The sequence below is a fragment of the Serratia sp. AKBS12 genome, assembly GCF_024793895.1.
Lineage (GTDB): Bacteria > Pseudomonadota > Gammaproteobacteria > Enterobacterales > Enterobacteriaceae > Serratia_F.
On record NZ_JANUSB010000015.1, the window covers coordinates 735,534 to 759,044 of the forward strand.

Genomic DNA, 23,511 nt, shown 5'->3' on the forward strand with positions numbered 1-23,511 from the left:
TTCGGCTGCCGTCATGTAAAAGTAACGACCTTAGGAGTCACAATGGCGGATACAAATCTCAGATTTTTGGTGGTGGACGATTTCTCAACCATGCGTCGCATCGTCAGGAATCTATTAAAAGAGCTGGGCTTCAATAACGTGGAAGAGGCCGAAGACGGCGCGGATGCGTTGAACAAACTGCGCGCTGGCGGTTTTGATTTTGTGGTATCCGACTGGAATATGCCGAACATGGACGGGTTGGCGCTGTTGCAAACCATCCGCGCCGACGCTCAGTTGGCGGCGTTGCCGGTGCTGATGGTGACGGCGGAAGCCAAAAAGGAAAATATCATTGCCGCCGCACAGGCTGGCGCCAGTGGTTATGTGGTGAAACCTTTTACGGCGGCGACGCTGGAAGAGAAGCTGAATAAGATCTTTGAAAAACTGGGCATGTAAGGAGAACCGGCAATGAGAGATATTCCGATGCCTGCCAGCGATGCAGCGACCGCCGGAGAGATCATCTCGCGCATCGGCCAGTTGACGCGAATGCTGCGCGACAGCATGCGCGAACTGGGACTCGATCAGGCGATTGCCCAGGCGGCAGAAGCGATACCGGATGCACGCGACCGCCTGGACTATGTGGTTACCATGACGGCGCAGGCGGCGGAACGTGCGCTGAACTGCGTAGAAGCGGCCCAGCCGCGTCAGGCTGAGCTGGAGTCACAGGCCAAAACGCTGAAAGGGCGTTGGGATGACTGGTTTGCCAACCCGCTCGAACTGTCGGATGCGCGTTCGTTGGTGAGCGATACCCGCCAGTATCTGGATCGGGTACCGGAGCACACTGCGTTTACCAACGCACAACTGCTGGAAATCATGATGGCGCAGGACTTTCAGGATCTGACCGGCCAGGTGATCAAACGCATGATGGATGTGGTGCAGGAAATTGAAAAGCAGCTGCTGATGGTGTTGATGGAAAATATCCCGGAACCGGAAGCGCGCACCAAACGCGCCAATGAAGAGTTGCTCAACGGACCTCAACTGGACGCCTCTGCCGCTGGCGTGGTGGCCAGTCAGGATCAGGTGGACGACCTGCTCGACAGCCTCGGATTCTGAACGACCGCGGGCGCGCCATCGCGCTGCGCCCGCTGCGACTTGCCGCAGCGTGCCACGCTGCATACCGGCAGGCAGTAACCGCCGGAGCCGCACGGCAACGGTTGGCATCAGCTGACTCCTGCTGGACCATCCTTTAAATAACCTACCTTTTTCCCCGCTGTTCCATCAATGAAGTCGGGTTTTTTTTGGCATGCTGGCGGCAATTTTATTCGTTCCCCACACAGGGTGCCGCCGTGGCTGAAGACAGCGATCTGGAAAAAAGCGAAGCTCCCACTCCCCACCGGGTGGAAAAAGCGCGCGAAGAGGGCCAGATCCCGCGTTCACGCGAACTGACATCGATCCTGATGCTGATCGCCGGGTTGGCCATCTTGTGGGGCGGCGGCAGCAATCTGGCGCGACAGCTGGCGCAGATGCTGACCGATGGACTGCACTTTGATCACGGCATGGTCAACAACGACCGGCAAATGCTGCATCAGCTTGGCATGCTATTGCGCCAGGCGGTATGGGCGCTGCTGCCGGTGATGGCCGGACTGGTGCTGGTGGCCTTGACCGCGCCGATGCTGCTGGGTGGCATTCTGTTTAGCGGCAAATCCCTCAAGTTCGATCTGAAACGTTTGAATCCGCTTTCCGGTCTGAAACGCATATTTTCCAGTCAGGTGCTGGCGGAGTTGCTGAAAGGCGTCCTGAAAGCCTTGCTGGTCGGCTGGGTGACCGGGGTGTTTCTGTGGCACAACTGGGCGGCGATGCTGCACCTGGTGACGCAGCAGCCGCTGGACGCGTTAGCCAATGCGTTGCAAATGGTGATTTTCTGCGGCTTGCTGGTGGTGCTCGGGCTGGTGCCGATGGTGGCGTTCGATGTGTTTTATCAGCTATGGAGCCACATTAAAAAGCTGAAGATGACCAAGCAGGACATTCGCGATGAATTCAAGGAACAGGAGGGCGATCCGCACGTCAAGGGCCGTATTCGACAGCAACAGCAGGCCATTGCCCGCCGCCGTATGATGTCCGACGTGCCAAAGGCTGACGTGATCGTCACCAACCCGACCCATTACGCGGTGGCATTGCAGTACAACGACAGGCAGATGAGTGCGCCAAAGGTACTGGCCAAGGGAGCCGGCGAGATCGCGTTGCGCATTCGTGAGCTGGCGGCGCAGCACCGCATACCGACGCTTGAGGCGCCGCCGTTGGCGCGTGCGTTGTATCGCCATAGCGAGATCGGACAGCATATTCCCACCACCCTGTACGCTGCCGTGGCCGAGGTTCTGGCCTGGGTCTATCAACTGCGTCGCTGGCAGCGCGAAGGGGGGTTGATCCCGAAAAAACCTGAACGTTTACCGGTGCCGGAAGCACTGGATTTTGCTGGAGAAAGTAACGCCGATGGCTAATTTGGCCTCCCTGCTTCGTTTGCCGGGTAATTTTAAAGATACGCAGTGGCAGGTTTTGGCCGGCCCGATCCTTATCCTGCTGATATTGTCGATGATGGTGCTGCCATTGCCGGCCTTTATCCTCGATTTGCTGTTTACCTTCAATATTGCCTTGTCGATCATGGTGCTGCTGGTGGCGATGTTCACCCAGCGGACGCTGGAGTTCGCCGCGTTCCCGACCATATTGCTGTTTTCCACCTTGCTGCGCCTGTCGCTGAACGTGGCGTCGACGCGCATCATCCTGATGGAAGGACACACTGGTTCCGCTGCGGCAGGGCGGGTAGTGGAAGCCTTCGGTCATTTTCTGGTTGGCGGTAACTTCGCCATCGGCATCGTGGTGTTTATCATTCTGGTGCTGATCAACTTTATGGTGATCACCAAGGGCGCCGGGCGCATTGCCGAAGTTGGCGCGCGTTTTGTGCTGGACGGCATGCCGGGCAAGCAGATGGCGATCGACGCCGATCTCAACGCCGGCCTGATTGGCGAAGACGAAGCGAAAAAGCGCCGCGCCGAAGTGACGCAGGAAGCAGACTTTTACGGCTCGATGGACGGCGCCAGCAAGTTCGTGCGCGGCGACGCGGTTGCCGGTCTGATGATCATGGTGATTAACGTGGTTGGCGGTTTGCTGGTTGGCGTTATCCAGCATGGCATGTCACTCGGCAGCGCTGCCGAAAGCTACACCTTGCTGACTATCGGTGACGGTCTGGTGGCACAGATCCCGGCGCTGGTGATCTCGACGGCGGCCGGGGTGATCGTCACCCGCGTGGCGACCGATCAGGACGTCGGTGAACAGATGGTCGGTCAACTGTTCAACAATCCGCGGGTCATGCTGCTCAGCGCCGGCGTGCTGGGGTTGCTCGGCATGGTGCCGGGTATGCCGAATCTGGTGTTCCTGCTGTTTACCGCCGCCTTGCTCGCCCTGGCCTGGTGGCTGCGCGGGCGTGAGCGGCAGCCAGTGCAGCCCCCTGAACCGACGGTAGCGCAAGACAACCCACAGGCGGTGGAGGCCAGTTGGTCTGACGTACAGCTGGAAGACCCGCTCGGCATGGAGGTCGGCTATCGACTGATCCCGATGGTCGACTTCCAGCAGGATGGCGAACTGCTCGGCCGTATTCGCAGCATACGCAAGAAGTTTGCCCAGGAAATGGGCTATCTGCCGCCGGTGGTGCACATTCGCGATAACCTGGAATTGCCGCCGGCCAGCTACCGCATTCTGATGAAGGGGGTAGAGATCGGTAGCGGCGAAGCGCATCCGGGGCGCTGGCTGGCGATTAACCCCGGCAATGCCGCCGGCACGCTGGCGGGAGAAAAAACCGTCGATCCGGCCTTTGGACTGGAGGCGGTGTGGATTGACAGCGCGCTGCGCGAACAGGCGCAGATCCAGGGCTTTACCGTGGTGGAAGCCAGCACGGTGGTGGCGACGCATTTGAATCACCTGATTGGCCAGTTCGCCAGTGAACTGTTTGGCCGTCAGGAGGCGCAGCAATTGCTCGATCGCGTCACGCAGGAAATGCCAAAGCTGACCGAAGATTTTATCCCCGGAGTAGTGTCGCTGACCACGGTGCATAAAGTGCTGCAGAATCTGTTGGCGGAGCGGGTGTCGATTCGTGATATGCGCACCATTATTGAAACGCTGGCGGAGCATGCGCCGGCACAGAGCGATCCGTACGAATTGACTACCGTGGTACGGGTGGCGCTCGGACGCGCCATTACCCAGCAGTGGTTCCCGGGTCAGGGCGAAATACAGGTTATCGGGCTGGATACCCAGCTTGAACGCTTGCTGTTGCAGGCGCTGCAAGGTGGCGGCGGTCTGGAGCCGGGGTTGGCGGATCGTTTGCTGGATCAGGCGCGACAGGCGCTGCAACGCCAGGAAATGCTCAGCGCGCCACCGGTGCTGCTGGTTAACCACGCCTTGCGCGCACTACTGACGCGCTTTCTGCGCCGCAGCCTGCCGCAAATGGTGGTGCTGTCGAACCTGGAAATCAACGACGAGCGGCAAATTCGCATGACCGCCACCATCGGTGCGGCATGATGTGGCGTGTCCTGGCTGTGCTCTGGGGTTTGGCCGCCGGGTCGGTGCAGGCGGTTTCCGGCTCCTGGGTGGCCGACAGCGTGGGCGTTTCACTCGGCCATGGCGGGGTGCGCTTGGCATCGCCGCCGCTACGCCCACCGAACGCATTGCCAGAGGCCAGCGCGCGCATTACCAGCATTAGCTGGCGCTACCGGCTGGCATCCAGCGCACCCGCCGGGCTGCGGGTTGAATTATGCATGCCGGGGCGCTGCATAGCGCTAGAGGGGGGCAGCGGCCGCAGCGAGGCGTTGCAAGGGGAGCTTGCCAACGGCGAATTTTACTTTGTTTACTCGATTCAAACGCGCGGTACGGTGTTCCCGCCGCTGCGGGTACTGAGCAACCAGCTGATTGTCAATTACCAATAGCGTTCAGCCGAGGATTGTCAAACCGTTGTGCTCCACCAGTGACAGCAGCTTCATGGCGGCCGAGTCGGGTTGAGCTTCTCCGCGCTCCCATTTTTGCAGCGCTTTTTTACTGACGTTCAGATACAGGGCAAACACCGGCTGGCTGACGTTTTCACGCTCGCGCAGCGCGCGGATATCGGCGGGCGTATAGTGTTTTACCGGCCGCAGACACAGCATGTCAAAGGTGCGTGCTATCGCTGATGCGTTTTTTTGCGGCAAAGGCTTGAAAGGTTTTGCTGAGATAAATATCAACCATTGCGACTCCCTGTTGAACCTATCTATACCCATGAAGGGTATAGAGCAAGTGATTTCACCGGCAGAGAGACTGGACAGAAAATGCGTTGAATGGAAGGCGCGAGCGCAGGATGTGCGCGCTGTTAGCCATGAATTGATAACGGCTTGAATGCTGTTTCAACCCGCTTGCACGGCGTATCGCCAAATAGGCAACGGCATCCGGCGGCTGAATGCCGCAGATGTGCCGGGTGACTATACGCCGATTTTGCGCCCCAGCACGCTGCCGGCCCGCGATTGGCCATCGGGGCCGTACAGGGTTTTATTGTGCCTGTTCAGCACCGTCAGCGCGGCGGCGTTGTGCTCGATATGGCGGCTGAGCAGCAGGCCATTATGCTGATTGCTGTCGCGCAGGCGCTGGCCAATCTGCTGGATCTGCTGCCAACGCGCTGCCAGCGTCGCTACGCCGGCATAGGGCGCCTGCAGGTGGCTGGCGTGCTCCAGCTCCAGTCGCCGTTGTTCCAGGTAATTCACCGTGGCCAACAGTTGGCTCTTGCCGTCGGTAATACGTTGCAATGCCACGCCCGGCAACGGCCCGGCGCAAAGCAGGTTGTGTTCTTGCGCCAGCACGCTGTCCAGCGCGTCGAGCGTTTCCAGCAGTTTATCCAGGTGCTGCGCCAGGCTTTCCATCTTGATTGATTACCTTCCGTTAACCACCGAGTTCGGACCGCTCAGCCGCGGGCGGGAGCGATCGGGTTGTCGTTTTGCATCTCTTGCAGCAGCGCGTCGGCAATTTTGCCGGCATCCATTTTCAAATCGCCGTTGCGGATAGCCTGTTTGATGGCTTCCACCCGGCCCATATCGATATCCTGGCTGCCCGGTTGCATCAGGCGCGCTTGTGCATCGCTCAGTTTGACCTGCGTAGCGCTGACGCCAGTTTCCGAGTGCGCATTTTTTGGCGGTTTAAGGCTGTTTTCCGCTGCGGTGTCGCGTGGCTGTACCGCCGGAACGGCTGGTAACCGTTGAGTGCGTTCGATACTCATGTTCAATCTCCATCACCACGACCACACGTGGCGGTTATGGCGTTTGTTGCCCGTGGAGGCGTTAACTGGGTGTTATGGTTGTAGTATCGGCACGGTGTGGCAAACCTTTACTTTTTTATAACGTCACGCGGATGGCGCCATCGTCGCCGGCGATACCGCTGACGATTTGGCCCGAGGACATGCGCACGCGTACGCGATCGTCGGCGGCGGCATTGTTCATCGCCTTGCCAGCGCCGCTGATGCTAAAGCCCTCGCCCTGTGCGGTTACCTGTACCGGTTGGCCGGCCTTGATAACCCAGGCGCGCCGCAGCATCGACAGCGTCAACGGCTGACCGGGGCCGAGATTGCGCAGACTGACCGCACCTATCGCACGACGGCTGTCGGACAGCATGCGCGGCGGCAGCGTATCCAGACGGCCGGTTTTCAGCGTCACGTCTTCAGCGGTCAGGATGCTGCCGGCGCTGATACTGCGCGCCGTCACCAGATAACGGCCGACCACCTGCACCTGGGTCTGTATAAAGCTGCGCTGCTGCCCGCAACGGGCGGAAACGCTGATATTACCCCAGCGGCGCGCGTTGCTGGCCAAGGCCAGCTGCGGGCGTGCGCAGGGCGGCCATTGCGCGGCAGGGGTGCGAACCCGTACCGTCACCGCGACCGGGCTAGCGCCGAACTGCGCCTTGATAAAACTGTCGATCTGCGCCGCCAGATCCTCGGCGCGTGCGTTGAAGCTAAACAGCAGCGCCATCAGCAACAGATATCCTCTCTTCATCCCGGCTCCTCGACGTTGATGACAGTGGCGTGCGCCATGTCCCAAGCGCGGTCGATTGTCTCCGTGCCAAGTGTACCCCGAGTGTTGGCCGGCTAAGCAGACAAATAGCGACGCATTTTGCCCTTATTCCCGCGATAGCGTGGCAAGGGGGGCGTTTATGCTGTCGGCTCCAAATTCCAACCTCGTGAGGGAGCATGCTCGACAAACTGGACGCTGCTCTGCGTTTTGGGCAGGAGGCGCTGAACCTGCGCGCCCAGCGGCAGGAAATTCTGGCGGGCAATATTGCCAACGCAGACACCCCCGGCTATCAGGCACGGGACATCGATTTTGCCAGCCAGTTGAACAAGGTGATGGCGCAAGGGCGCGCCAGCGGTAGCGGCGTGGCGCTTAGCCTGACGTCGGCGCGGCACATTCCGGCGCAAAACCTGCAGCCGCCGCAGCTGGATTTGCTGTTCCGCGTGCCGGATCAGCCATCGATCGACGGCAATACGGTGGATATGGATCGCGAACGTACCAATTTCGCCGATAACAGCCTGAAATACCAAACCGATCTGACGCTGCTCAACGGCCAGATCAAGGGAATGATGTCAGTGTTGCAATCAGGATAAAACCTATGTCGTTACTCAATATTTTTGATATTTCCGGCTCGGCGTTGTCAGCCCAATCGCAGCGTCTGAACGTCAGCGCCAGCAACATGGCCAACGCCGACAGCGTCAGTGGGCCGGATGGGCAACCTTACCGCGCCAAGCAGGTGGTGTTTGAGGTGGCCGCCGCGCCCGGCCAGTCAACCGGCGGCGTGCGCGTGGCCAGCATCGTCGACGATCCCGCGCCGGAGCGCCTGGTGTTTCAACCGGGCAACCCGCTGGCGGATGCCAAAGGTTATGTGCGTATGCCCAACGTCGACGTGGTGGGCGAAATGGTCAACACCATTTCCGCCTCGCGCAGCTATCAGGCCAACGTTGAAGTTCTCAACACCACCAAATCGATGATGATGAAAACCCTGACGCTGGGTCAATAACCGGAGCTCCCCATGGGCATTGCCGCAACCACCAATGAACCACTGGACAACACCGTCGCCGGCGTTAACGCCAACCGCAGCGTCGGCGGCAACACCAGCCAGGATCTGCACAACAGTTTCCTGACGCTGCTGGTGGCGCAGTTGAAAAATCAGGATCCCACCAACCCGATGCAGAACAATGAGCTGACCTCGCAATTGGCGCAGATCAATACCGTCAGCGGCATCGAAAAACTCAATACCACGCTCGGTGCCATTTCCGGCCAGATCAACAGCAACCAGTCGCTGCAGGCCAGTGCGCTGATCGGCCACGGAGTGATGGTGCCGGGGAAAGACATTCTGGTTGGCAGCAAAGAAGGCAAAGTCAGCACCACGCCGTTCGGCGTCGAGCTGGAACGGGCGGCGGACAGCGTCACTGCCACCATCAGTGACGCCAGCGGCAAGGTGGTACGCACCATCGAGGTCGGCGGGCTGACCGCCGGCGTGCATGCGTTCACCTGGGACGGCACGCTGGAAGACGGCAGCAACGCGCCGGACGGCGCCTATAGCGTGGCGCTGAACGCCAAGAGCAACGGCGAACAGTTGGTGGCAAACCCGTTGCGCTTTGCGATGGTGAACGGCGTTACCCGCAACGGCGACGGCGCCTTGCTGGATCTTGGTCTGGCGGGCAGCGCGTCGCTTGAAGACGTGCGACAGATCTTGTAAAGGGGCGGTATGCAGCCTCGACACGCAGTATTTCAGCTGCGGCTATTTCAATTGATATTCGTTTTGGAGACTACACATGGCCTTTTCTCAGGCGGTCAGCGGCTTAAATGCGGCGGCCACTAATCTGGACGTGATCGGTAACAATATTGCCAACTCGGCGACCGCCGGCTTCAAGTCCGGCAGCGTGTCCTTTGCCGACATGTTTGCCGGTTCACAGGTCGGGCTGGGCGTCAAAGTGGCTGGCATCACCCAGAACTTCAACGGTGGCACGACCACCAGCACCAACCGTGCACTGGACGTTGCCATCACCGAAAACGGCTTCTTCCGCATGCAGGACAGCGACGGCGGCATTTTCTACAGCCGCAATGGCCAGTTCAAGCTGGATGAAAACCGCAACCTGGTCAACATGCAGGGGCTGAATCTGACCGGTTATCCGGCGGCCGGTACACCACCGACCATTCAGCAGGGGGCGGATCCGGTGCCGCTGAGCATTCCGGAAGGCATGATGAACGCCAAATCGACTACCTCCGGCAGCATGGTCGCCAACCTGAAATCGACCCACAGCGTACCAGCCAACGGCACCTTCGATCCGAACAAATCGGATTCTTACAACTATGTAAACACCATTACTACCTACGACTCATTGGGCAATGCGCATAACGTGAACGCCTATTTTGTCAAAACCGCCGACAACAAATGGGATGTCTATACCCAGGACGGCAGCGTCACCGGCGCCCCGGCCGCCAAGGCCGGTAGCCTGAACTTCAATACAAGCGGCGCGCTGACCGAAACGCTGGATGCCAATGGTGTGGCAACCGCCGACTTCAATCTGACCATCCCGATGTCTGCCAAAGACGGTGCACCAGCACAGAACTTCACGCTCAGCTTTGCCGGCAGCATGCAGCAGAACGTTGGCAGCGACTCGGTGAGCAAAGTGGCGCAGAACGGCTATACCGCCGGGGAATACAACAACTTCCAGATCGAAAAAGACGGCACCGTGGTTGGCATTTACTCCAACCAGCAGAAACAGGTACTGGGTCAAATCGTGCTGGCCAATTTCTCCAACCCGGAAGGTCTGGCGTCGAAGGGCGATAACGTGTGGCAGGAAACCGGAGCATCCGGGCAGCCGCGGGTCGGCACTGCCGGCGGTGGCGGGTTCGGCAACCTGACCAGCGGCGCGCTGGAAGCTTCCAACGTCGATCTGAGCCAGGAACTGGTCAACATGATCGTCGCGCAGCGTAACTATCAGTCAAACGCGCAAACCATCAAAACCCAGGATTCGATCCTGCAAACGCTGGTCAGCCTGCGTTAATCGCGTCAAGGGGTAAGCAATGGACCACGCGATTTATACCGCCATGGGCGCGGCGCGGCAGACGTTAGATCAGCAGGCGATTACCGCCAATAACCTGGCCAACGCCTCGACGCCGGGCTTCCGCGCGCAGCTGGCGGCGCTGCGTGCGGTGCCGGTGGACGGCCCGAGCCTGCAAACGCGCACGCTGGTCACCGCCTCGACGCCGGGCGCCGACATGAGTCAGGGGGCGCTGAACTACACCGGACGCCCGCTCGACGTGGCGCTGCAACAGGATGGTTTCCTGGCCTTGCAGCAGGCGGATGGCAGCGAAGCCTATACCCGCAACGGTAATATCCAGATTTCGTCCACCGGGCAGCTGACGGTGCAGGGCGTGCCGTTGATGGGCGACGGCGGCCCGATTGAGGTGCCGCCGCAGGCAGAAATCACCATCGCCGCCGACGGCACCATTTCAGCGCTCAACCCTGGCGATCCACCCAACACCATTGCGCAAATCGGCCGGCTGAAGCTGGTCAGGGCCGACGCCACAGAAGTGATGCGCGGCGATGACGGCCTGTTCCATCTGACGCCGGCCACTCGCCAGCAACGCGGTAACCAGCTGCAAAACGATCCGCTGGTGCGGGTAATGCCGGGGGTGATTGAGGGCAGCAATGTCAAGCCGATGGAAACCATGGTCGACATGATCGCCAATGCCCGACGCTTTGAAATGCAGATGAAGGTCATCCACAGCGTGGATGAGAATGAACAACGCGCCAACTCATTGTTGTCAATGAGCTGAGCCAGGCTGTCATGCCGCCGTTCATGCGCCGTCCGAGGCTTGATGCGGCGGCGGTGATGCCTGAACGACCCGCTCCAGGAGAGCAGAATGATCCCATCATTATGGATTGCCAAAACCGGTCTCGATGCGCAGCAGACCAATATGGACGTGATTGCCAACAATCTGGCGAACGTCAGTACCAACGGTTTCAAGCGCCAGCGTGCGGTATTTGAAGATTTGCTGTATCAAACCATGCGTCAGCCAGGGGCGCAGTCCTCCGAGCAAACCACCTTGCCGTCCGGCCTGCAGATCGGCACCGGCGTGCGTCCGGTGGCCACCGAACGGCTGCACAGCCAGGGTAACCTGTCGCAGACCAATAACAGCAAAGACGTGGCTATCAAGGGGCAAGGCTATTTTCAGGTGATGTTGCCAGACGGCAGCCAGGCCTATACCCGCGACGGGTCGTTCCAGATCGATCAGAACGGCCAGTTGGTCACCGCCAGCGGTTTTCAGGTGCAACCGGCGATCACCATTCCCGCCAACGCCCTGAGCATTACCGTTGGGCGCGACGGTATCGTCAGCGTCACCCAGCAGGGCCAGACGGCGGCACAGCAGGTTGGTCAACTGACGCTGACCACCTTTATCAACGACAGCGGCCTGGAAAGCGTTGGCGAGAATCTGTATCAGGAAACCGAGAGCTCCGGCGCGCCGAATGAAAGCACCCCGGGTCTCAACGGCGCCGGGCTGCTGTATCAGGGGTATGTTGAAACCTCTAACGTCAACGTGGCGGAAGAGTTGGTCAATATGATCCAGGTGCAGCGCGCGTATGAAATCAACAGCAAGGCGGTTTCCACCTCCGATCAGATGCTGCAGAAACTGACGCAGCTGTAAGCGGCGCGGGCACTGGCGGCCTGGGGGCGCAGCATGCTGTGCCCGTTGTAACACCCCTGGTAAACAAAGGCGATATTTGTGGGCACCACACTTTTGACGGCTAACCTGCCGCAGCAGGCAACACGCGTTTTGGCAGGCATGCTGATGTTGACTATCGGCGGCTGCGCCTATATTCCGCATAAACCGCTGGTCGACGGTTCAACCAGCGCACAGCCGGCGCCGGCCAGCGCGCCGATGCCCAACGGTTCGATTTTCCAGACCGTGCAGCCGATGAACTACGGCTATCAGCCGCTGTTTGAGGATCGTCGGCCGCGTAACATCGGCGATACCCTGACTATCGTGCTGCAGGAAAATGTCAGCGCCAGCAAAAGTTCTTCGGCCAATGCCAGCCGCAATGGCAGCAGCAAGTTCGGCGTTGCCACCGCCCCGCGCTACCTTGACGGCCTGTTTGGCAACGCGCGCGCCGACATGGAAATGTCCGGTGACAACACGTTTGGTGGCAAGGGGGGCGCCAATGCCAACAATACCTTCAATGGCACCATTACCGTCACCGTCAATCAGGTATTGGCCAACGGCAATCTGCACGTGGTGGGGGAAAAACAGATCGCCATCAATCAGGGCACTGAATTCATCCGCTTCTCCGGCGTGGTCAATCCACGCACCATTAGCGGCAACAACTCGGTGACCTCGACCCAGGTGGCGGACGCTCGCATTGAATACGTCGGCAACGGCTATATCAATGAAGCGCAGACCATGGGGTGGTTACAACGCTTCTTCCTGAACCTGTCACCGTATTAAGGATTGCACGATGCTGAAAAATTTACTCATGGCGCTGCTGGCGGCGGCAATCAGCCTGCCAGTGGCGGCGGAACGCATTCGCGATCTGGTCACGGTGCAGGGCGTTCGCGACAACGCATTGATCGGCTATGGGCTGGTGGTGGGGCTGGACGGTTCCGGCGACCAGACCATGCAGACGCCGTTCACTACCCAGAGCCTGAGCAACATGCTGTCGCAGTTGGGGATCACCGTGCCGCCGGGAACCAATATGCAACTGAAAAACGTTGCCGCGGTGATGGTTACCGCCAAGCTGCCGCCGTTTGCCCGCAGCGGACAGAACATTGACGTGGTGGTGTCCTCGATGGGCAACGCCAAAAGCCTGCGCGGCGGCACTTTGCTGATGACGCCGCTAAAGGGGGCGGATAATCAGGTCTATGCGCTGGCGCAGGGTAACGTGCTGGTGGGCGGCGCCGGTGCGGCGGCCGGCGGCAGCAGCGTGCAGGTGAATCAGCTGAACGGCGGGCGCATCAGCAACGGGGCGGTAATTGAGCGTGAATTGCCGAGCACCTTTGGCCAGAGTGGTGAAATCAACCTGCAACTGAATGATGAAGACTTTACGCTGGCCCAGCAGATCAGCGACGCCATCAACCGTCAGCGCGGCTATGGCACCGCCACGCCGCTGGATGCGCGTACCGTCAAGGTGCTGGTGCCTGCTGGCAATAGTTCACAGGTGCGCTTCCTGGCGGATATTCAGAATATCAACGTCAACGTCAGCGCGATGGACGCCAAGGTGATCATCAATTCGCGCACCGGCTCGGTGGTGATGAATCGTGAAGTGATACTGGATTCCTGCGCGGTGGCGCAGGGTAATCTGTCAGTGGTGGTCGATCGGCAGAATACGGTCAGCCAGCCGAATACGCCGTTCGGCGGCGGGCAAACGGTGGTGACGCCAAATACCCAGATTTCCATGCAGCAGCAGGGCGGTTCGCTGCAAAAAATCAACGCCAGCGCCAATCTGAACAATGTGATCCGCGCCCTGAACGCGCTCGGGGCAACGCCGATCGATTTGATGTCGATTTTGCAGGCGATGCAGAGCGCCGGCTGTCTGCGAGCCAAATTGGAAATTATCTGATGAGTCGCGATCTGATGAGCCTGTCCGGGGCGGCGTACGACGCTCAGGCGCTGAATGGGCTAAAAACCGCCGCCGCCGCCGATCCGCACGGCAATCTGAAGCAGGTTGCCCAGCAGGTGGAAGGGATGTTCGTGCAGATGATGCTGAAAAGCATGCGTGCCGCGCTGCCGCAGGACGGTGCGCTGAGCAGCGATCAGACCCGGTTGTATACCTCGCTGTACGATCAGCAAATTGCCCAGCAGATGTCGCAAAAAGGCCTGGGGTTGGCGGAAATGATGGTGAAACAGCTGGGCAGCGCCGGCGCGCGACCGAGCGAAGCCGCCGGTACGCGGCCGATGGCGCTGGATAGCTTTACGCCGGCGCAGTTGACGTTTGACAGGCAGACGCTGCAAAGCTTGCCGAACCAGACGCTGGAGCAACTGGTGCGGCGCGCCATGCCGCAAACGCCGCCGACGGTGCCGTCGTTGACCAACGGCAACTTTGTGGCCCGACTGTCGATGCCGGCACGGGTGGCCAGTCAGCAAAGCGGTATTCCGCATCAGTTGATCGTCGCGCAGGCGGCGCTGGAATCCGGCTGGGGCCAGCGTGAGATCCCGACCGCCGACGGTTCGCCAAGCTACAACCTGTTCGGCATCAAGGCCGGCAGCAGTTGGGACGGGCCGGTGACGGAGATCGTTACCAGCGAATTCGAGCAGGGCGCGGCCAAGAAGATCAAGGCGCGTTTCCGGGTGTACGGCTCCTACGTCGAGGCGATAGCCGATTACGTCAAACTGCTGACCGGCAATCCGCGTTACGCCAGCGTTGCCGCCGCGCGCAGTCCGGAACAGGCGGCCTATGCGCTGCAACAGGCCGGTTACGCCACCGATCCGCAGTACGCCAAAAAGCTGGTCAGCGTGATCCAGCAAATAAAGAACGCCGGGGAACAGGTGGCAAAGGCCTATAGTCACGATCTGCAAGAACTGTTCTAGGCGTATTTTGCTCTCAAGTTCTGCGCTTTGCGGCCGATAACCCAGACAGGCTGAGCGCAGAGGTTCAGCAGCATGATTAAACCCTGTGGGCCAGCGACAAGGAACCCCAATGTCTAATAGCTTAATCAACACCGCGATGAGTGGTCTGAATGCGGCGCAGGTGGCGCTTAGCACCGTCAGCAACAATATTTCCAATTACAACGTTGCCGGCTACAACCGGCAGACGGCGATTCTGGCGCAAAACGGCGGGATGGGCACCATGTCCGGTTTTATCGGCAACGGCGTCACCGTGACCAGCGTCAACCGTGAATACAATCAGTTCATCACCAATCAGTTGCGCGGCGCGCAAAGCCAGGCTGGTGCGCACGATGCGTATTTCGAAAAGGTGTCGCAAATCGATAATCTGCTGGCGGATAAAACCAATACCTTGTCCACCAGCATGCAGGACTTCTTCAGCAATCTGCAAAACCTGGTCAGCAATGCCGGTGACGATGCGTCGCGCAATACCGTGCTGGGCAAGGCCAACGGCCTGGTGAACCAGTTTAACAACACCGATAAATACCTGCGCGACATGGAAAGCGGCGTCAATCAGCAACTGAGCGACAGTGCGGTACAAATCAACAACTACAGTCAGCAGATTGCCAAACTGAACCAGGACATCACGCGCTTGCGCGGCAGCGGCGGCGGTGAGCCGAACGCATTGCTCGATCAGCGCGACCAGCTGGTGAGCGAACTGAATCAGATAGTCGGCGTGCAGGTGACCCAGCAGGACGGCGATGCGTATAGCGTCTCTTTCGCCAATGGCCTGACGCTGGTGCAGGGCAACAACGCCTATCAGGTGGAGGCGATACCGTCCAGCCAGGATCCGTCGCGTTTGACGCTGGGCTATAACCGCGGCTCGGGCGCCAGCGAAATCCCGCAAGGGCAGATCGTCAGCGGCAGCGTCAGCGGCGTGTTGAAGTTCCGCAGCGAAGCGCTGGACAGCGCGCGTAACCAGCTTGGGCAGATTGCCCTGGCGATGGCGGACAATTTTAACCGGCAACACCGGGACGGTTTTGACATCAACGGCGACGCCGGTGGCGATTTCTTCAGCTTCAGCGGCGGCAGGGTGGTGGAAAACACCCGCAACGCTGGCGACGCCACCCTCGGCGTGTCCTATACCGACACCGGCAAGGTGAAAGCCAGCGATTACCGCGTGGAGTTCGACGGTAACAACTGGCAGGTCACGCGCCTGTCGGACAACACCCCGGTTACCGCCAGCGCCGGTACCGACGCCAGCGGCAAGCCGACGCTGGAATTTGAGGGGTTGCAGGTCAGCATTGACGGCAACGCGCAAAAGAATGACAGCTTTACCGTGAAACCGGTCAGCGACGTGGCGGGCAGCCTGAAGGTGGCCATCAGCGATGCCGGAAAAATTGCCGCCGCAGGTAGCGATGATGGCGGGCGTGGCGATAACGACAACGCCAAAAAACTGCTCGACCTGCAAACCCGGAAACTGGTGGATGGCAAGGCGACGCTGACCGGCGCTTACGCCAGTCTGGTGAGCAACGTCGGCAACCAGACCGCCACCGCCAAAAGCAACAGCGCGGCGCAGGGCAACATCGTCAAGCAGTTGACGGTACAGCAACAGTCGGTGTCCGGCGTCAACCTGGACGAAGAATACGGCGAACTGCTGCGTTTCCAGCAGTACTACATGGCTAACGCCCAGGTGATCCAAACCGCCAGTTCGCTGTTTGACGCCATCCTGTCCATTCGCTGATAGCAGAAGGAATCCACACCATGCGCATGAGTACCAGCATGATGTATCAACAAAACATGAGCGGCCTTACCGATAATCAATCGCTGTGGATGAAATCGGCGCAGCAGTTATCCAGCGGTAAAAAGGTGCTGACGCCGTCGGACGATCCTCTGGCGGCTTCGCAGGCGATTATGGTGTCGCAGGCGCAAGCGGAAAACGGCCAGTACGCCCTGGCGCGCACCTTCGCGCGGCAGAGCGTGTCGATGGAAGAAACCGTGCTGTCGAACGTCACCGGCGGTATCAAGGACATGAAGGCGCTGATCGTCAACGCCGGCGACGGCACGCTGAGCGATAACGATCGTGCTTCGCTGGCGACCCAGTTGCAGGGGATGAAGGATCAGTTGCTGAGCCAGGCCAACAGCACCGACGGCAATGGCCGCTACATGTTCGCCGGTTTTAAAAACGACCAGCCGCCGTTTGTGCAGCAGGCCGACGGTTCGGTCCGCTACCAGGGCGGTTCGACGCCGATCGAACAAAAGGTGGATGCCAATCGCACCATGACCGTTGGCCATACCGGTGACGCCATTTTCATGACGCTGACCAGCAATCCGAAGCCGGAGCCAGACGGTAGCACGCCGGTCGCCAACGTGTTTGACAGCATCGACACGGCGCTGGCGGCGTTGAAAACGCCGTTGCAGGGTGCGGATGACGCCACCCGCGAAAAAGTCAGCGCAGCGTTGGACAAGGCCAACCGCGGTCTGGACAACTCTTACAACAACGTGTTGAGCGTGCGCGCCGAGCTGGGCACGCAATTGCAGGAAATGGATACGCTGGACAGCATTGGCAAAGATCGCGATATGACCAATCAGGCGCAATTAAGCGCGCTGGTGGATGTGGATATGGTCGAGGCAATCTCGTCCTACTTTATGCAGCAGGCCGCGCTGCAAGCCTCCTATAAAACCTTCAGCGATATGCAGGGCATGTCGCTGTTCCAGATGAATCGCTAACCCCGTTCTATCCTGCCGACTACTTCGCGTCTCGGCAGGCTCCTTTTGGCGCGCTGAGAAGACGCTGCCGGCCAACGCGCCGCGTGGGGAATTCTTAAACCGGGCGCGCTGTTTGGCCCGTCGTTCTTTCTCCCACCAAGGCTTGAGCGACGGGCTTTTTTTATGTCGTCGTGGTAACCGGCCGCTCAAGCGGGCATAACCCGCGGTTCAGCTTGCCATACCGCCAATCACCGTTGCCAACCGATCAAACACTTCACCAAACAGGTGCTCGCAGAACGGTGCCAGCATCGGCATCATCAGGCCGAGGGTGAGAATGCCGATGGTCATGGTCACCGGGAAGCCGATGACAAACACTGACAGTTGCGGCGTTACACGGTTAAGCAGGCCGAGCGACAGGTTGAGCGTCAGCAGCAGACAGATCAGCGGCAATGCCAGCATCAGGCCATTGATGAAAATCAGCGAGCCGGCCTGTGTCAGCGCCAGAAAACCGTTACCGTTTAGCGGCTGTGCCTGGATCGGCAGCGTGTGGAAGCTGTCCGCCAGCAGTGAAATCAGCCATAAATGGCCGTCAAAAGCCAGAAACAGCAGCAGCGCCAACAGATTGAGCAAGCGCGCCAGTACCGGCATGTTCGGCCCGCCGGACGGATCGAAGAAGGTGGCGAACGACAGCCCCATCTGCATGCCGATCACCTCACCGGCGGTACGTACTGCGGCGAAGGCGAATTGCATGGTCAACCCGAGCGCGACGCCGATCAGTATCTGCTGTATGGCCAGCCACAGGCCGTCGACGGAAAAAATCGCTATGTTATTGGCGGGGAGGGTGGGCGCCACCAGCAGCACGATCAGGCCGCCGAGGCCGATCTTCACTTTTTTGCTGATTTGTTTTTCGCTGAACACTGGCGCGGTGGCGATCAGCGCTAACACGCGCAACAACGGCCAGAAATACTGGCTGAGCCAGACGCCGATTTGCCCGCTGTCGAAGGTCAGCATATTCAGCCAATCAGATTGGGCAGATTGCTGAACAGCATGCGCATATAATCCAGCAGTAAATTAAGCATCCACGGCCCGGCGATGATGATGGTGGCGACTACCGCCAGGATTTTGGGAATAAAAGACAGCGTCATTTCGTTGATCTGGGTGGCGGCCTGCAACAGGCTGACCACCAAACCGCTGATCAACGCTGCCAACAGCAGCGGCGCGGCCAGCGCCAGCGCAACTTTCATTGCCTCGGTGCCGAGCGCCATTACGGATTCAGGTGTCATTGCGCTCTCCGTTACGAATAAAAACTCTGTGCCAGCGAGCCGAGCAGCAATTGCCAGCCGTCCACCAGCACAAACAGCATCAGTTTGAACGGTAAGGAGATGGTGGCCGGGGGTACCATCATCATCCCCAGCGCCATCAGTACGCTGGCGACTACCAGGTCGATAATCAGGAACGGAATGAACACCGTGAAGCCAATCTGGAAGGCGGTTTTCAGTTCGCTGGTGACGTAGGCGGGCAGTAAAATGCGCATCGGCACCGCCTCCGGCCCGGCCAGCGGTGGCAGATTGGCCAGGCGAGCATATAACGCCAGGTCGGCTTCACGCGTCTGGCGCAGCATGAACTCGCGCAGCGGCTGCGCGCCCTGATCGATTGCCGTCTCCATGCTGATCTTATCCTGGCTGAACGGCAGATAAGCGTCCTGATACACCTTGTCGAACACCGGCGCCATAATGAAAAAGCTCAGAAACAGCGCCAGCCCCAGCATTACCTGATTGGGTGGCGCCGTTGGCGTACCCAGCGCGTTGCGCAGCAGACCGAGTACGATGATGATGCGCGTGAAGCTGGTCATCATCAACAGCATCGCCGGCAGGAAACTGAGGGAAGTCAGCAGCACCAGCGTTTGCACCGGCAGCGTCCAGCTTTGTCCACCGCCGGCCAGCGGCTGGCTGATCAGCCCCGGCAACTGCGCCATGGCCGACGGGCTTAACGCCAGCAGAACCAGGGCAAGCAGCGGGGCGAGAGCGCGGCTGCGCAGCGGCGTCGCAGGTGGGAGAGACCGAGTGTGGTTCATGCCGATTTTTCCGGGTGTTGCAGAATTTTGTGCATCAATTGGCGAAAGTCCGCCGCCGGCGCGGCTTTGGCCGCAGCGGGCGGCGTGCTTAGCGTATGCAACGGCGTGATACTTTGCGCGGTAACGCCCAGCACCAGCCAGGTATTATCCACTTCAACCACCACTACCCGCTCGCGCTGGCCGACCTGACAGCTGGCACGGAGGTTGAGCAACGCGGCGTTGCGCGCCTGCGGGGCAAATCCCAACCGGCGAAACAGCCAGCCGGCCAGCAGGATCAGCAGGAGGATCGCGCCGAGTGCGCTGCCCACCTGGGTCAATACCGAACCGGCCGGCAACGCCGGGGCGGCTGCCGGTTGCACGGTGTGCGTCTGCACGCTGGCGTTGGCGTTCATTAGCGGCTCAGGCGGCGCATACGTTCGGACGGCGTGATGATGTCGGTAATGCGTACGCCGAACTTGTCGGCGACCACCACCACTTCACCCTGTGCGATCAGGTAACCGTTAATCAGGATATCCAGCGGTTCGCCGGCCAGCCCGTCGAGCGCGACCACCGAACCTTGCGACAGACGCAATAGCTCTTTGATGGTCATTTTGGTACGGCCAAGCTCTACCGTCAGCTTGACCGGAATATCCAGGATCAGATCGATATCTTGCAGGCTGCCGATGGCGTCCTGCGCTTCCAGCGTTTTAAACACGCCCTCGGTGGCGGCACTCGCCTTCTCGGACGACTGCTGTTCGTCAAACGCGTCAGCCCACAGGGAGTCTACGGATTCCTTTCCTTCGCCAGACGGTTGCTTAGGATCACTCATTGGGCTGTTCCTCACTCAGAGCATTCAGGATTGGGTTAATCAAATGTTCAACACGCAGGGCATATTGCCCGTTCAGGGTGCCGTATTGGCTGGTCAGTACCGGCACGCCGTCGACGTGGGCTATCAGGCGTTCCGGCTTATCAATCGGTAACACGTCGCCCGGTTGCAGTTTCAGCACTTTCGACAGCCGCATCGGGATATCGACAAAATTGGCAGTAAGCGTAAGTTCGGAGTGCTGCACCTGATTTACCAGCGTCTCTCGCCAACGGCTGTCTTCCTGACGGGAGTTTTCCAGCGGCGGATTGGTCAGCAGCTCGCGCAGCGGCTCGATCATGGCGAACGGGATGCAGATATTGAATTCGCCACTCAGCGCGCCGATTTCCACCTGGAATGGCGTGGTGACCACGATGTCGTTCGGCGAGGTGGTGATATTGGTGAATTTCACCTGCATTTCGGCGCGCACGTATTCCACATCAATCTGGTAAATGGCGCTCCAGGCATCGCCATAGGCGTCCAGCGCCAAGCGCAGCATGCGCTTGATCACGCGCTGTTCGGTCGGGGTGAACTCGCGGCCTTCCACTTTGGTCGGGAAGCGGCCATCGCCGCCGAACAGGTTGTCGACTGCAATAAACACCAGGCTGGGTGCAAACACGAACAGTGCGGTACCGCGCAATGGGTTGAGATGCACCAGGTTCAGGTTGGTCGGCACCGGCAGATTGCGGGCGAATTCGTGGTACGGCTGGATCCTGATCGGCCCGACGGTGATGTCCGGGCTGCGGCGCAGCAGATTGAACAGTCCCATGCGGAACTGCCGGGCAAAACGTTCGTTGATGATTTCCAGCGCGTGCAGACGCTCGCGTACCACGCGGCGCTGGGTGGTAGGATCGTAAGGCTTGACGTCGCTGTCGTTACCGACAATCACCGCAGGCTCATCGCCTTCGGCTTCGCCGTTGAGCAAGGCATCAATCTCTGCCTGTGAAAGAATACTGTCGCCCATGGATAATTACCGCAGTATGAACGCGGTGAACAGCACATCGCTGACCACCTGCTTAGGTTGGCCTTTAACCAGCGGTGGACTGAGTACGTCCTTGATCTGCGCCACCAGTTGCTGTTTTCCTTGTTCGTTCGCCAATTGTGCGGCCTCCTGACGGGACAGCAGCATCAGCAGACGGCTGCGTACCTCCGGCAGGAAATCGTTCAATTGACGGCGGGTCGCTTCGTCCGGCAGACGCAGCGTCAGACCGATATACAGCACCCGATCCGGATTGTTGTCCGGCGTCAGCAGATTGACGGTAAAGGTATCGAGCGGCATGAATACCGGCGCCGCCGGCGGCTGCGGTTTGGCGGCGGCCGGAGCACCGTCATTGTTCTGCTGCAATAGCCACCAGCTGTAACCCGCGGCGCCACAGGCCGCGACGGTAATCAACAGCAGCAATATAACCAGTAGCGGGCGCTTTTTCGGTGCGGTTGCTAGGGTGTTCTGGGACATTAGCTAATCAAATTCCTGTTATTGACACGGGGAACGTCGCCCGTGAATACCCGCCATGGTTAACGCGCATCAGGTCGGGTATGACCCCCAAACCGTAAGGGGGAAACGATGGCCGTATTATCCCGTCAATTTGGCCGTGCAATGGCCTGAATAGACGGGAAAAAGCCTCTCAGCTTCAGCGTTAGCCGCGACTCAGGCGAAAATATCGACGCCGTCCACCGCCCGTGCCATGGCCTGCAGGCCGACCGGTGCGGCTACGCCGTCAGGAGGCGCATCGCTGTCGCCGTGCTGCGGCTGATAAGACGGCTGCCCGCTGCCATTGAACGCCTGCTGCTGCGGTTGTGACATCGATTCGCCGCCGACGCTGCTCTGACCCAGGTTGATACCGCTTTCCGCCAACGCATGACGCAGTTGCGGCATTGACGCCTCCACCGCTGCGCGCACCTGGCCGTGCGCCGAGGCGATATGCAGCTGCGCCTGGTTATCGTCAAGCTTCAGGGTAATCTGCAATGCGCCCAGCTCTTGCGGATGCAAACGCAGTTCTGCACTTTGCTGGCCGTTGCGGTGGAACATCAGCACCTGCTGACTCAGGGCCTGCTGCCATTCCGGGCTGCCGAGTTGTGCGTTCAACTGCGGCGGCGTCGGAGCGGCGACCAGTGCGCCTGGCTGGGGATTGGCGACGGCCGGGCTGGACACCGGCGGCATCATGGTCGGCGACAACGCGCTGTGGAATGAGGAGGGACTGTCAGTCGGCATGCGATGTCCAGCACCGTTGGCCGCTTCGCTAGCGGTGACTAACGCCGCATCCGTCTGTGACGCGGCGGCGCTCAATGCCAGCTCCGGCTGGCGATGGGGCGATGCGTTGGCCTGGCCGGACGGGGCTGGCGTCACGGCGGGGCGCAGGGAAGGCAATGCGCGCTCGGTGGTAGTGAGAGGCACCCTTGTCCCGCTGGCGTCGTCGGGCGGCGTTGGCGGGGGCTGCTGCGACGGCGGGCTGGCCGGCAGCATGGTGAGCAGCGCTTGCAGGGTGGCGGCGTCCAGCGTTTCTACCGCCTTCAGCGGCGAGCTGTCGCCGTGGTGCGATACCAGCAATGCGTCATCGGATATCGGGGTGACGCCCGTCAGCGTCGGGTCCGCGTCCGGCGGCGTCAGCGCCGACAGCAACGCCTCAAGCGACTGACGGGTCAGCGGCGACGCGGGTTGCTGTTCGGCTGGCAGGGGCTCGGCCGTCAATTGGCCAGCGCGGTTCGCCGTCGGCAGCAGCCGTACGCCGAGCAGTTGCGCGAAACCCGCAGGCCATTGCGTGGCCTCCAGCGGCAGCGCTGCCCGATCGGGCATGGTGCTATCAACGGCCGGTGTCAGGCCGGTCAACAGGGTCAGATTCATGGGGTGGTATTCCTATGTGAGCAACGTTGAGCGAACTCATCCATCAATTTTTGGTCACGTTTGTTATCCAGCAGCCGTTCGGCGTCAAGCGCGCGGGTGCGCAGCGTTTCGAAGGCATTTAATCGCTGCTGTTTGTCCTGCCATTGCTTGACCGCCTGGTCCACTTTTTGACTCCACTGCAACAATTGTTGCCGGTGTTGGCTTATCGCCTGCTCCAGGGTGGCGATAAATTGCTGATAATTTTGCCAACTGGCGGCACCCATGCCACCGCTCAGCGTGCTGTTCAACTTATGGCGATATTCGTCCTGATAATTGAGCAGCATCGACAGCTGCTGCTCTGCGGCCTGCTGCGCCTGGCGTAATTGACCGAGCTGCTGCGCCGCCTGTTGGACGGCATCTTGCGCCAAATCGCGCAACGTAATCAGCGGTGATGATGAATTCATGC

The 23,511-nt window shown here is 59.9% G+C and carries 29 protein-coding genes; 16 read left to right on the forward strand and 13 right to left on the reverse strand.

Annotation, left to right across the window (positions count from 1 at the left end):
• Window positions 1-42: 42 nt before the first annotated feature.
• The 5 genes from cheY to NYE85_RS13350 all read left to right on the forward strand — a co-directional run bounded on the left by cheY (window position 43) and on the right by NYE85_RS13350 (window position 4,949).
• Window positions 43-432, forward strand: coding sequence for a chemotaxis response regulator CheY (cheY, locus tag NYE85_RS13330; RefSeq protein WP_004961437.1), 390 nt, complete (start codon window positions 43-45; stop codon window positions 430-432).
• A gap of 12 nt (window positions 433-444) precedes the next feature.
• A complete protein-coding gene (cheZ, locus tag NYE85_RS13335) occupies window positions 445-1,089 on the forward strand; it encodes a protein phosphatase CheZ (RefSeq protein ID WP_259005251.1) in 645 nt (214 codons plus the stop codon).
• Window positions 1,090-1,322: 233 nt separating this feature from the next.
• Window positions 1,323-2,474, forward strand: a complete 1,152-nt coding sequence (gene flhB, locus NYE85_RS13340) for a flagellar biosynthesis protein FlhB (protein ID WP_259005252.1) — start codon at window positions 1,323-1,325, stop codon at window positions 2,472-2,474.
• Window positions 2,467-4,545: a flagellar biosynthesis protein FlhA gene (gene flhA, locus NYE85_RS13345; RefSeq protein WP_259005253.1), complete on the forward strand. Its 2,079-nt coding sequence runs from the start codon at window positions 2,467-2,469 to the stop codon at window positions 4,543-4,545. The genes flhB and flhA overlap by 8 nt, the downstream gene beginning before the upstream one ends.
• Window positions 4,545-4,949, forward strand: coding sequence for a flagellar protein FlhE (locus NYE85_RS13350; RefSeq protein WP_259006324.1), 405 nt, complete (start codon window positions 4,545-4,547; stop codon window positions 4,947-4,949). Before flhA ends, NYE85_RS13350 begins: the two co-directional genes overlap by 1 nt.
• A gap of 3 nt (window positions 4,950-4,952) precedes the next feature.
• Here the strand turns inward: NYE85_RS13350 and NYE85_RS13355 are convergent, their stop codons facing one another.
• The 4 genes from NYE85_RS13355 to flgA form a co-directional block, all read right to left on the reverse strand.
• Window positions 4,953-5,240, reverse strand: a complete 288-nt coding sequence (locus NYE85_RS13355; protein ID WP_259005254.1) for a DNA-binding transcriptional regulator — start codon at window positions 5,238-5,240, stop codon at window positions 4,953-4,955.
• A gap of 234 nt (window positions 5,241-5,474) precedes the next feature.
• On the reverse strand, window positions 5,475-5,909 hold the full coding sequence (locus NYE85_RS13360; RefSeq protein WP_259005255.1) for a flagella synthesis protein FlgN: 435 nt from the start codon (window positions 5,907-5,909) through the stop codon (window positions 5,475-5,477).
• A 41-nt stretch (window positions 5,910-5,950) separates the two neighbouring features.
• Window positions 5,951-6,262, reverse strand: coding sequence for a flagellar biosynthesis anti-sigma factor FlgM (gene flgM, locus NYE85_RS13365; RefSeq protein WP_259005256.1), 312 nt, complete (start codon window positions 6,260-6,262; stop codon window positions 5,951-5,953).
• A 115-nt stretch (window positions 6,263-6,377) separates the two neighbouring features.
• On the reverse strand, window positions 6,378-7,031 hold the full coding sequence (gene flgA, locus NYE85_RS13370; protein ID WP_259005257.1) for a flagellar basal body P-ring formation chaperone FlgA: 654 nt from the start codon (window positions 7,029-7,031) through the stop codon (window positions 6,378-6,380).
• Between the two features lie 194 nt (window positions 7,032-7,225).
• Between flgA and flgB the strand changes: the two genes are divergently transcribed.
• The 11 genes from flgB (at window position 7,226) to flgL (ending at window position 17,330) form a co-directional block, all read left to right on the forward strand.
• Window positions 7,226-7,639 (forward strand): flagellar basal body rod protein FlgB, encoded by a 414-nt coding sequence (gene flgB / locus NYE85_RS13375; protein WP_004961462.1) that lies wholly within the window; start codon window positions 7,226-7,228, stop codon window positions 7,637-7,639.
• 5 nt (window positions 7,640-7,644) lie between these two features.
• A complete protein-coding gene (flgC, locus tag NYE85_RS13380) occupies window positions 7,645-8,049 on the forward strand; it encodes a flagellar basal body rod protein FlgC (protein ID WP_259005258.1) in 405 nt (134 codons plus the stop codon).
• Window positions 8,050-8,061: 12 nt separating this feature from the next.
• The gene (flgD, locus tag NYE85_RS13385; RefSeq protein WP_259005259.1) at window positions 8,062-8,751 is read left to right on the forward strand and encodes a flagellar hook assembly protein FlgD; all 690 of its coding nucleotides are present in this window, start codon (window positions 8,062-8,064) and stop codon (window positions 8,749-8,751) included.
• A gap of 76 nt (window positions 8,752-8,827) precedes the next feature.
• The gene (gene flgE, locus NYE85_RS13390) at window positions 8,828-10,063 is read left to right on the forward strand and encodes a flagellar hook protein FlgE (RefSeq protein WP_259005260.1); all 1,236 of its coding nucleotides are present in this window, start codon (window positions 8,828-8,830) and stop codon (window positions 10,061-10,063) included.
• A gap of 19 nt (window positions 10,064-10,082) precedes the next feature.
• Window positions 10,083-10,838, forward strand: a complete 756-nt coding sequence (locus tag NYE85_RS13395) for a flagellar basal body rod protein FlgF (RefSeq protein WP_259005261.1) — start codon at window positions 10,083-10,085, stop codon at window positions 10,836-10,838.
• An 87-nt stretch (window positions 10,839-10,925) separates the two neighbouring features.
• Complete coding sequence (gene flgG / locus NYE85_RS13400) at window positions 10,926-11,708, forward strand: flagellar basal-body rod protein FlgG (RefSeq protein ID WP_004961475.1); 783 nt, start codon at window positions 10,926-10,928, stop codon at window positions 11,706-11,708.
• A 138-nt stretch (window positions 11,709-11,846) separates the two neighbouring features.
• Entirely contained in the window at window positions 11,847-12,506 is a 660-nt protein-coding gene (gene flgH, locus NYE85_RS13405) for a flagellar basal body L-ring protein FlgH (RefSeq protein ID WP_259006325.1), read from the forward strand.
• Window positions 12,507-12,516: 10 nt separating this feature from the next.
• Complete coding sequence (locus NYE85_RS13410) at window positions 12,517-13,617, forward strand: flagellar basal body P-ring protein FlgI (protein ID WP_259005262.1); 1,101 nt, start codon at window positions 12,517-12,519, stop codon at window positions 13,615-13,617.
• Entirely contained in the window at window positions 13,617-14,585 is a 969-nt protein-coding gene (gene flgJ, locus NYE85_RS13415) for a flagellar assembly peptidoglycan hydrolase FlgJ (protein WP_259005263.1), read from the forward strand. The genes NYE85_RS13410 and flgJ overlap by 1 nt, the downstream gene beginning before the upstream one ends.
• Window positions 14,586-14,694: 109 nt before the next feature.
• Window positions 14,695-16,344: a flagellar hook-associated protein FlgK gene (gene flgK, locus NYE85_RS13420; protein WP_259005264.1), complete on the forward strand. Its 1,650-nt coding sequence runs from the start codon at window positions 14,695-14,697 to the stop codon at window positions 16,342-16,344.
• 20 nt (window positions 16,345-16,364) lie between these two features.
• A complete protein-coding gene (gene flgL / locus NYE85_RS13425) occupies window positions 16,365-17,330 on the forward strand; it encodes a flagellar hook-associated protein FlgL (protein ID WP_259005265.1) in 966 nt (321 codons plus the stop codon).
• Between the two features lie 207 nt (window positions 17,331-17,537).
• On the opposite strand, the gene fliR is transcribed toward flgL, so the two are convergent.
• The 9 genes from fliR to fliJ form a co-directional block, all read right to left on the reverse strand.
• Window positions 17,538-18,320: a flagellar biosynthetic protein FliR gene (gene fliR, locus NYE85_RS13430; RefSeq protein WP_259005266.1), complete on the reverse strand. Its 783-nt coding sequence runs from the start codon at window positions 18,318-18,320 to the stop codon at window positions 17,538-17,540.
• 2 nt (window positions 18,321-18,322) lie between these two features.
• Window positions 18,323-18,592, reverse strand: a complete 270-nt coding sequence (fliQ, locus tag NYE85_RS13435) for a flagellar biosynthesis protein FliQ (protein WP_039991980.1) — start codon at window positions 18,590-18,592, stop codon at window positions 18,323-18,325.
• Window positions 18,593-18,603: 11 nt separating this feature from the next.
• Window positions 18,604-19,284: a flagellar type III secretion system pore protein FliP gene (fliP, locus tag NYE85_RS13440; RefSeq protein ID WP_259006326.1), complete on the reverse strand. Its 681-nt coding sequence runs from the start codon at window positions 19,282-19,284 to the stop codon at window positions 18,604-18,606.
• A gap of 95 nt (window positions 19,285-19,379) precedes the next feature.
• Window positions 19,380-19,775 carry a flagellar biosynthetic protein FliO gene (gene fliO / locus NYE85_RS13445; protein WP_259005267.1) on the reverse strand — a complete coding sequence of 132 codons (396 nt, stop codon included), beginning with the start codon at window positions 19,773-19,775 and terminating at the stop codon, window positions 19,380-19,382.
• Entirely contained in the window at window positions 19,775-20,191 is a 417-nt protein-coding gene (gene fliN, locus NYE85_RS13450) for a flagellar motor switch protein FliN (RefSeq protein WP_259005268.1), read from the reverse strand. The genes fliO and fliN overlap by 1 nt, the downstream gene beginning before the upstream one ends.
• Entirely contained in the window at window positions 20,184-21,188 is a 1,005-nt protein-coding gene (fliM, locus tag NYE85_RS13455) for a flagellar motor switch protein FliM (RefSeq protein WP_259005269.1), read from the reverse strand. The genes fliN and fliM overlap by 8 nt, the downstream gene beginning before the upstream one ends.
• Before the next feature lie 6 nt (window positions 21,189-21,194).
• Window positions 21,195-21,680 (reverse strand): flagellar basal body-associated protein FliL, encoded by a 486-nt coding sequence (gene fliL, locus NYE85_RS13460; protein ID WP_259005270.1) that lies wholly within the window; start codon window positions 21,678-21,680, stop codon window positions 21,195-21,197.
• A 192-nt stretch (window positions 21,681-21,872) separates the two neighbouring features.
• Window positions 21,873-23,066, reverse strand: coding sequence for a flagellar hook-length control protein FliK (locus NYE85_RS13465; protein ID WP_259005271.1), 1,194 nt, complete (start codon window positions 23,064-23,066; stop codon window positions 21,873-21,875).
• Complete coding sequence (gene fliJ / locus NYE85_RS13470) at window positions 23,063-23,509, reverse strand: flagellar export protein FliJ (RefSeq protein ID WP_259005272.1); 447 nt, start codon at window positions 23,507-23,509, stop codon at window positions 23,063-23,065. The genes NYE85_RS13465 and fliJ overlap by 4 nt, the downstream gene beginning before the upstream one ends.
• Window positions 23,510-23,511: the final 2 nt, after the last annotated feature.

What these genes read in the sequence shown, in the direction of transcription:
- cheY (WP_004961437.1), top strand. Translation starts at nt 43, where the DNA reads ATGGCGGATACAAATCTCAGATTTTTGGTGGTGGACGATTTCTCAACC.
- cheZ (WP_259005251.1), top strand. Translation starts at nt 445, where the DNA reads ATGAGAGATATTCCGATGCCTGCCAGCGATGCAGCGACCGCCGGAGAG.
- flhA (WP_259005253.1), top strand. Translation starts at nt 2,467, where the DNA reads ATGGCTAATTTGGCCTCCCTGCTTCGTTTGCCGGGTAATTTTAAAGAT.
- NYE85_RS13350 (WP_259006324.1), top strand. Translation starts at nt 4,545, where the DNA reads ATGTGGCGTGTCCTGGCTGTGCTCTGGGGTTTGGCCGCCGGGTCGGTG.
- NYE85_RS13360 (WP_259005255.1), bottom strand. Translation starts at nt 5,909, where the DNA reads ATGGAAAGCCTGGCGCAGCACCTGGATAAACTGCTGGAAACGCTCGAC.
- flgM (WP_259005256.1), bottom strand. Translation starts at nt 6,262, where the DNA reads ATGAGTATCGAACGCACTCAACGGTTACCAGCCGTTCCGGCGGTACAG.
- flgA (WP_259005257.1), bottom strand. Translation starts at nt 7,031, where the DNA reads ATGAAGAGAGGATATCTGTTGCTGATGGCGCTGCTGTTTAGCTTCAAC.
- flgB (WP_004961462.1), top strand. Translation starts at nt 7,226, where the DNA reads ATGCTCGACAAACTGGACGCTGCTCTGCGTTTTGGGCAGGAGGCGCTG.
- flgC (WP_259005258.1), top strand. Translation starts at nt 7,645, where the DNA reads ATGTCGTTACTCAATATTTTTGATATTTCCGGCTCGGCGTTGTCAGCC.
- flgD (WP_259005259.1), top strand. Translation starts at nt 8,062, where the DNA reads ATGGGCATTGCCGCAACCACCAATGAACCACTGGACAACACCGTCGCC.
- flgE (WP_259005260.1), top strand. Translation starts at nt 8,828, where the DNA reads ATGGCCTTTTCTCAGGCGGTCAGCGGCTTAAATGCGGCGGCCACTAAT.
- NYE85_RS13395 (WP_259005261.1), top strand. Translation starts at nt 10,083, where the DNA reads ATGGACCACGCGATTTATACCGCCATGGGCGCGGCGCGGCAGACGTTA.
- flgG (WP_004961475.1), top strand. Translation starts at nt 10,926, where the DNA reads ATGATCCCATCATTATGGATTGCCAAAACCGGTCTCGATGCGCAGCAG.
- flgH (WP_259006325.1), top strand. Translation starts at nt 11,847, where the DNA reads ATGCTGATGTTGACTATCGGCGGCTGCGCCTATATTCCGCATAAACCG.
- NYE85_RS13410 (WP_259005262.1), top strand. Translation starts at nt 12,517, where the DNA reads ATGCTGAAAAATTTACTCATGGCGCTGCTGGCGGCGGCAATCAGCCTG.
- flgJ (WP_259005263.1), top strand. Translation starts at nt 13,617, where the DNA reads ATGAGTCGCGATCTGATGAGCCTGTCCGGGGCGGCGTACGACGCTCAG.
- flgK (WP_259005264.1), top strand. Translation starts at nt 14,695, where the DNA reads ATGTCTAATAGCTTAATCAACACCGCGATGAGTGGTCTGAATGCGGCG.
- flgL (WP_259005265.1), top strand. Translation starts at nt 16,365, where the DNA reads ATGCGCATGAGTACCAGCATGATGTATCAACAAAACATGAGCGGCCTT.
- fliR (WP_259005266.1), bottom strand. Translation starts at nt 18,320, where the DNA reads ATGCTGACCTTCGACAGCGGGCAAATCGGCGTCTGGCTCAGCCAGTAT.
- fliQ (WP_039991980.1), bottom strand. Translation starts at nt 18,592, where the DNA reads ATGACACCTGAATCCGTAATGGCGCTCGGCACCGAGGCAATGAAAGTT.
- fliP (WP_259006326.1), bottom strand. Translation starts at nt 19,284, where the DNA reads ATGGCGCAGTTGCCGGGGCTGATCAGCCAGCCGCTGGCCGGCGGTGGA.
- fliO (WP_259005267.1), bottom strand. Translation starts at nt 19,775, where the DNA reads ATGAACGCCAACGCCAGCGTGCAGACGCACACCGTGCAACCGGCAGCC.
- fliN (WP_259005268.1), bottom strand. Translation starts at nt 20,191, where the DNA reads ATGAGTGATCCTAAGCAACCGTCTGGCGAAGGAAAGGAATCCGTAGAC.
- fliM (WP_259005269.1), bottom strand. Translation starts at nt 21,188, where the DNA reads ATGGGCGACAGTATTCTTTCACAGGCAGAGATTGATGCCTTGCTCAAC.
- fliL (WP_259005270.1), bottom strand. Translation starts at nt 21,680, where the DNA reads ATGTCCCAGAACACCCTAGCAACCGCACCGAAAAAGCGCCCGCTACTG.
- NYE85_RS13465 (WP_259005271.1), bottom strand. Translation starts at nt 23,066, where the DNA reads ATGAATCTGACCCTGTTGACCGGCCTGACACCGGCCGTTGATAGCACC.
- fliJ (WP_259005272.1), bottom strand. Translation starts at nt 23,509, where the DNA reads ATGAATTCATCATCACCGCTGATTACGTTGCGCGATTTGGCGCAAGAT.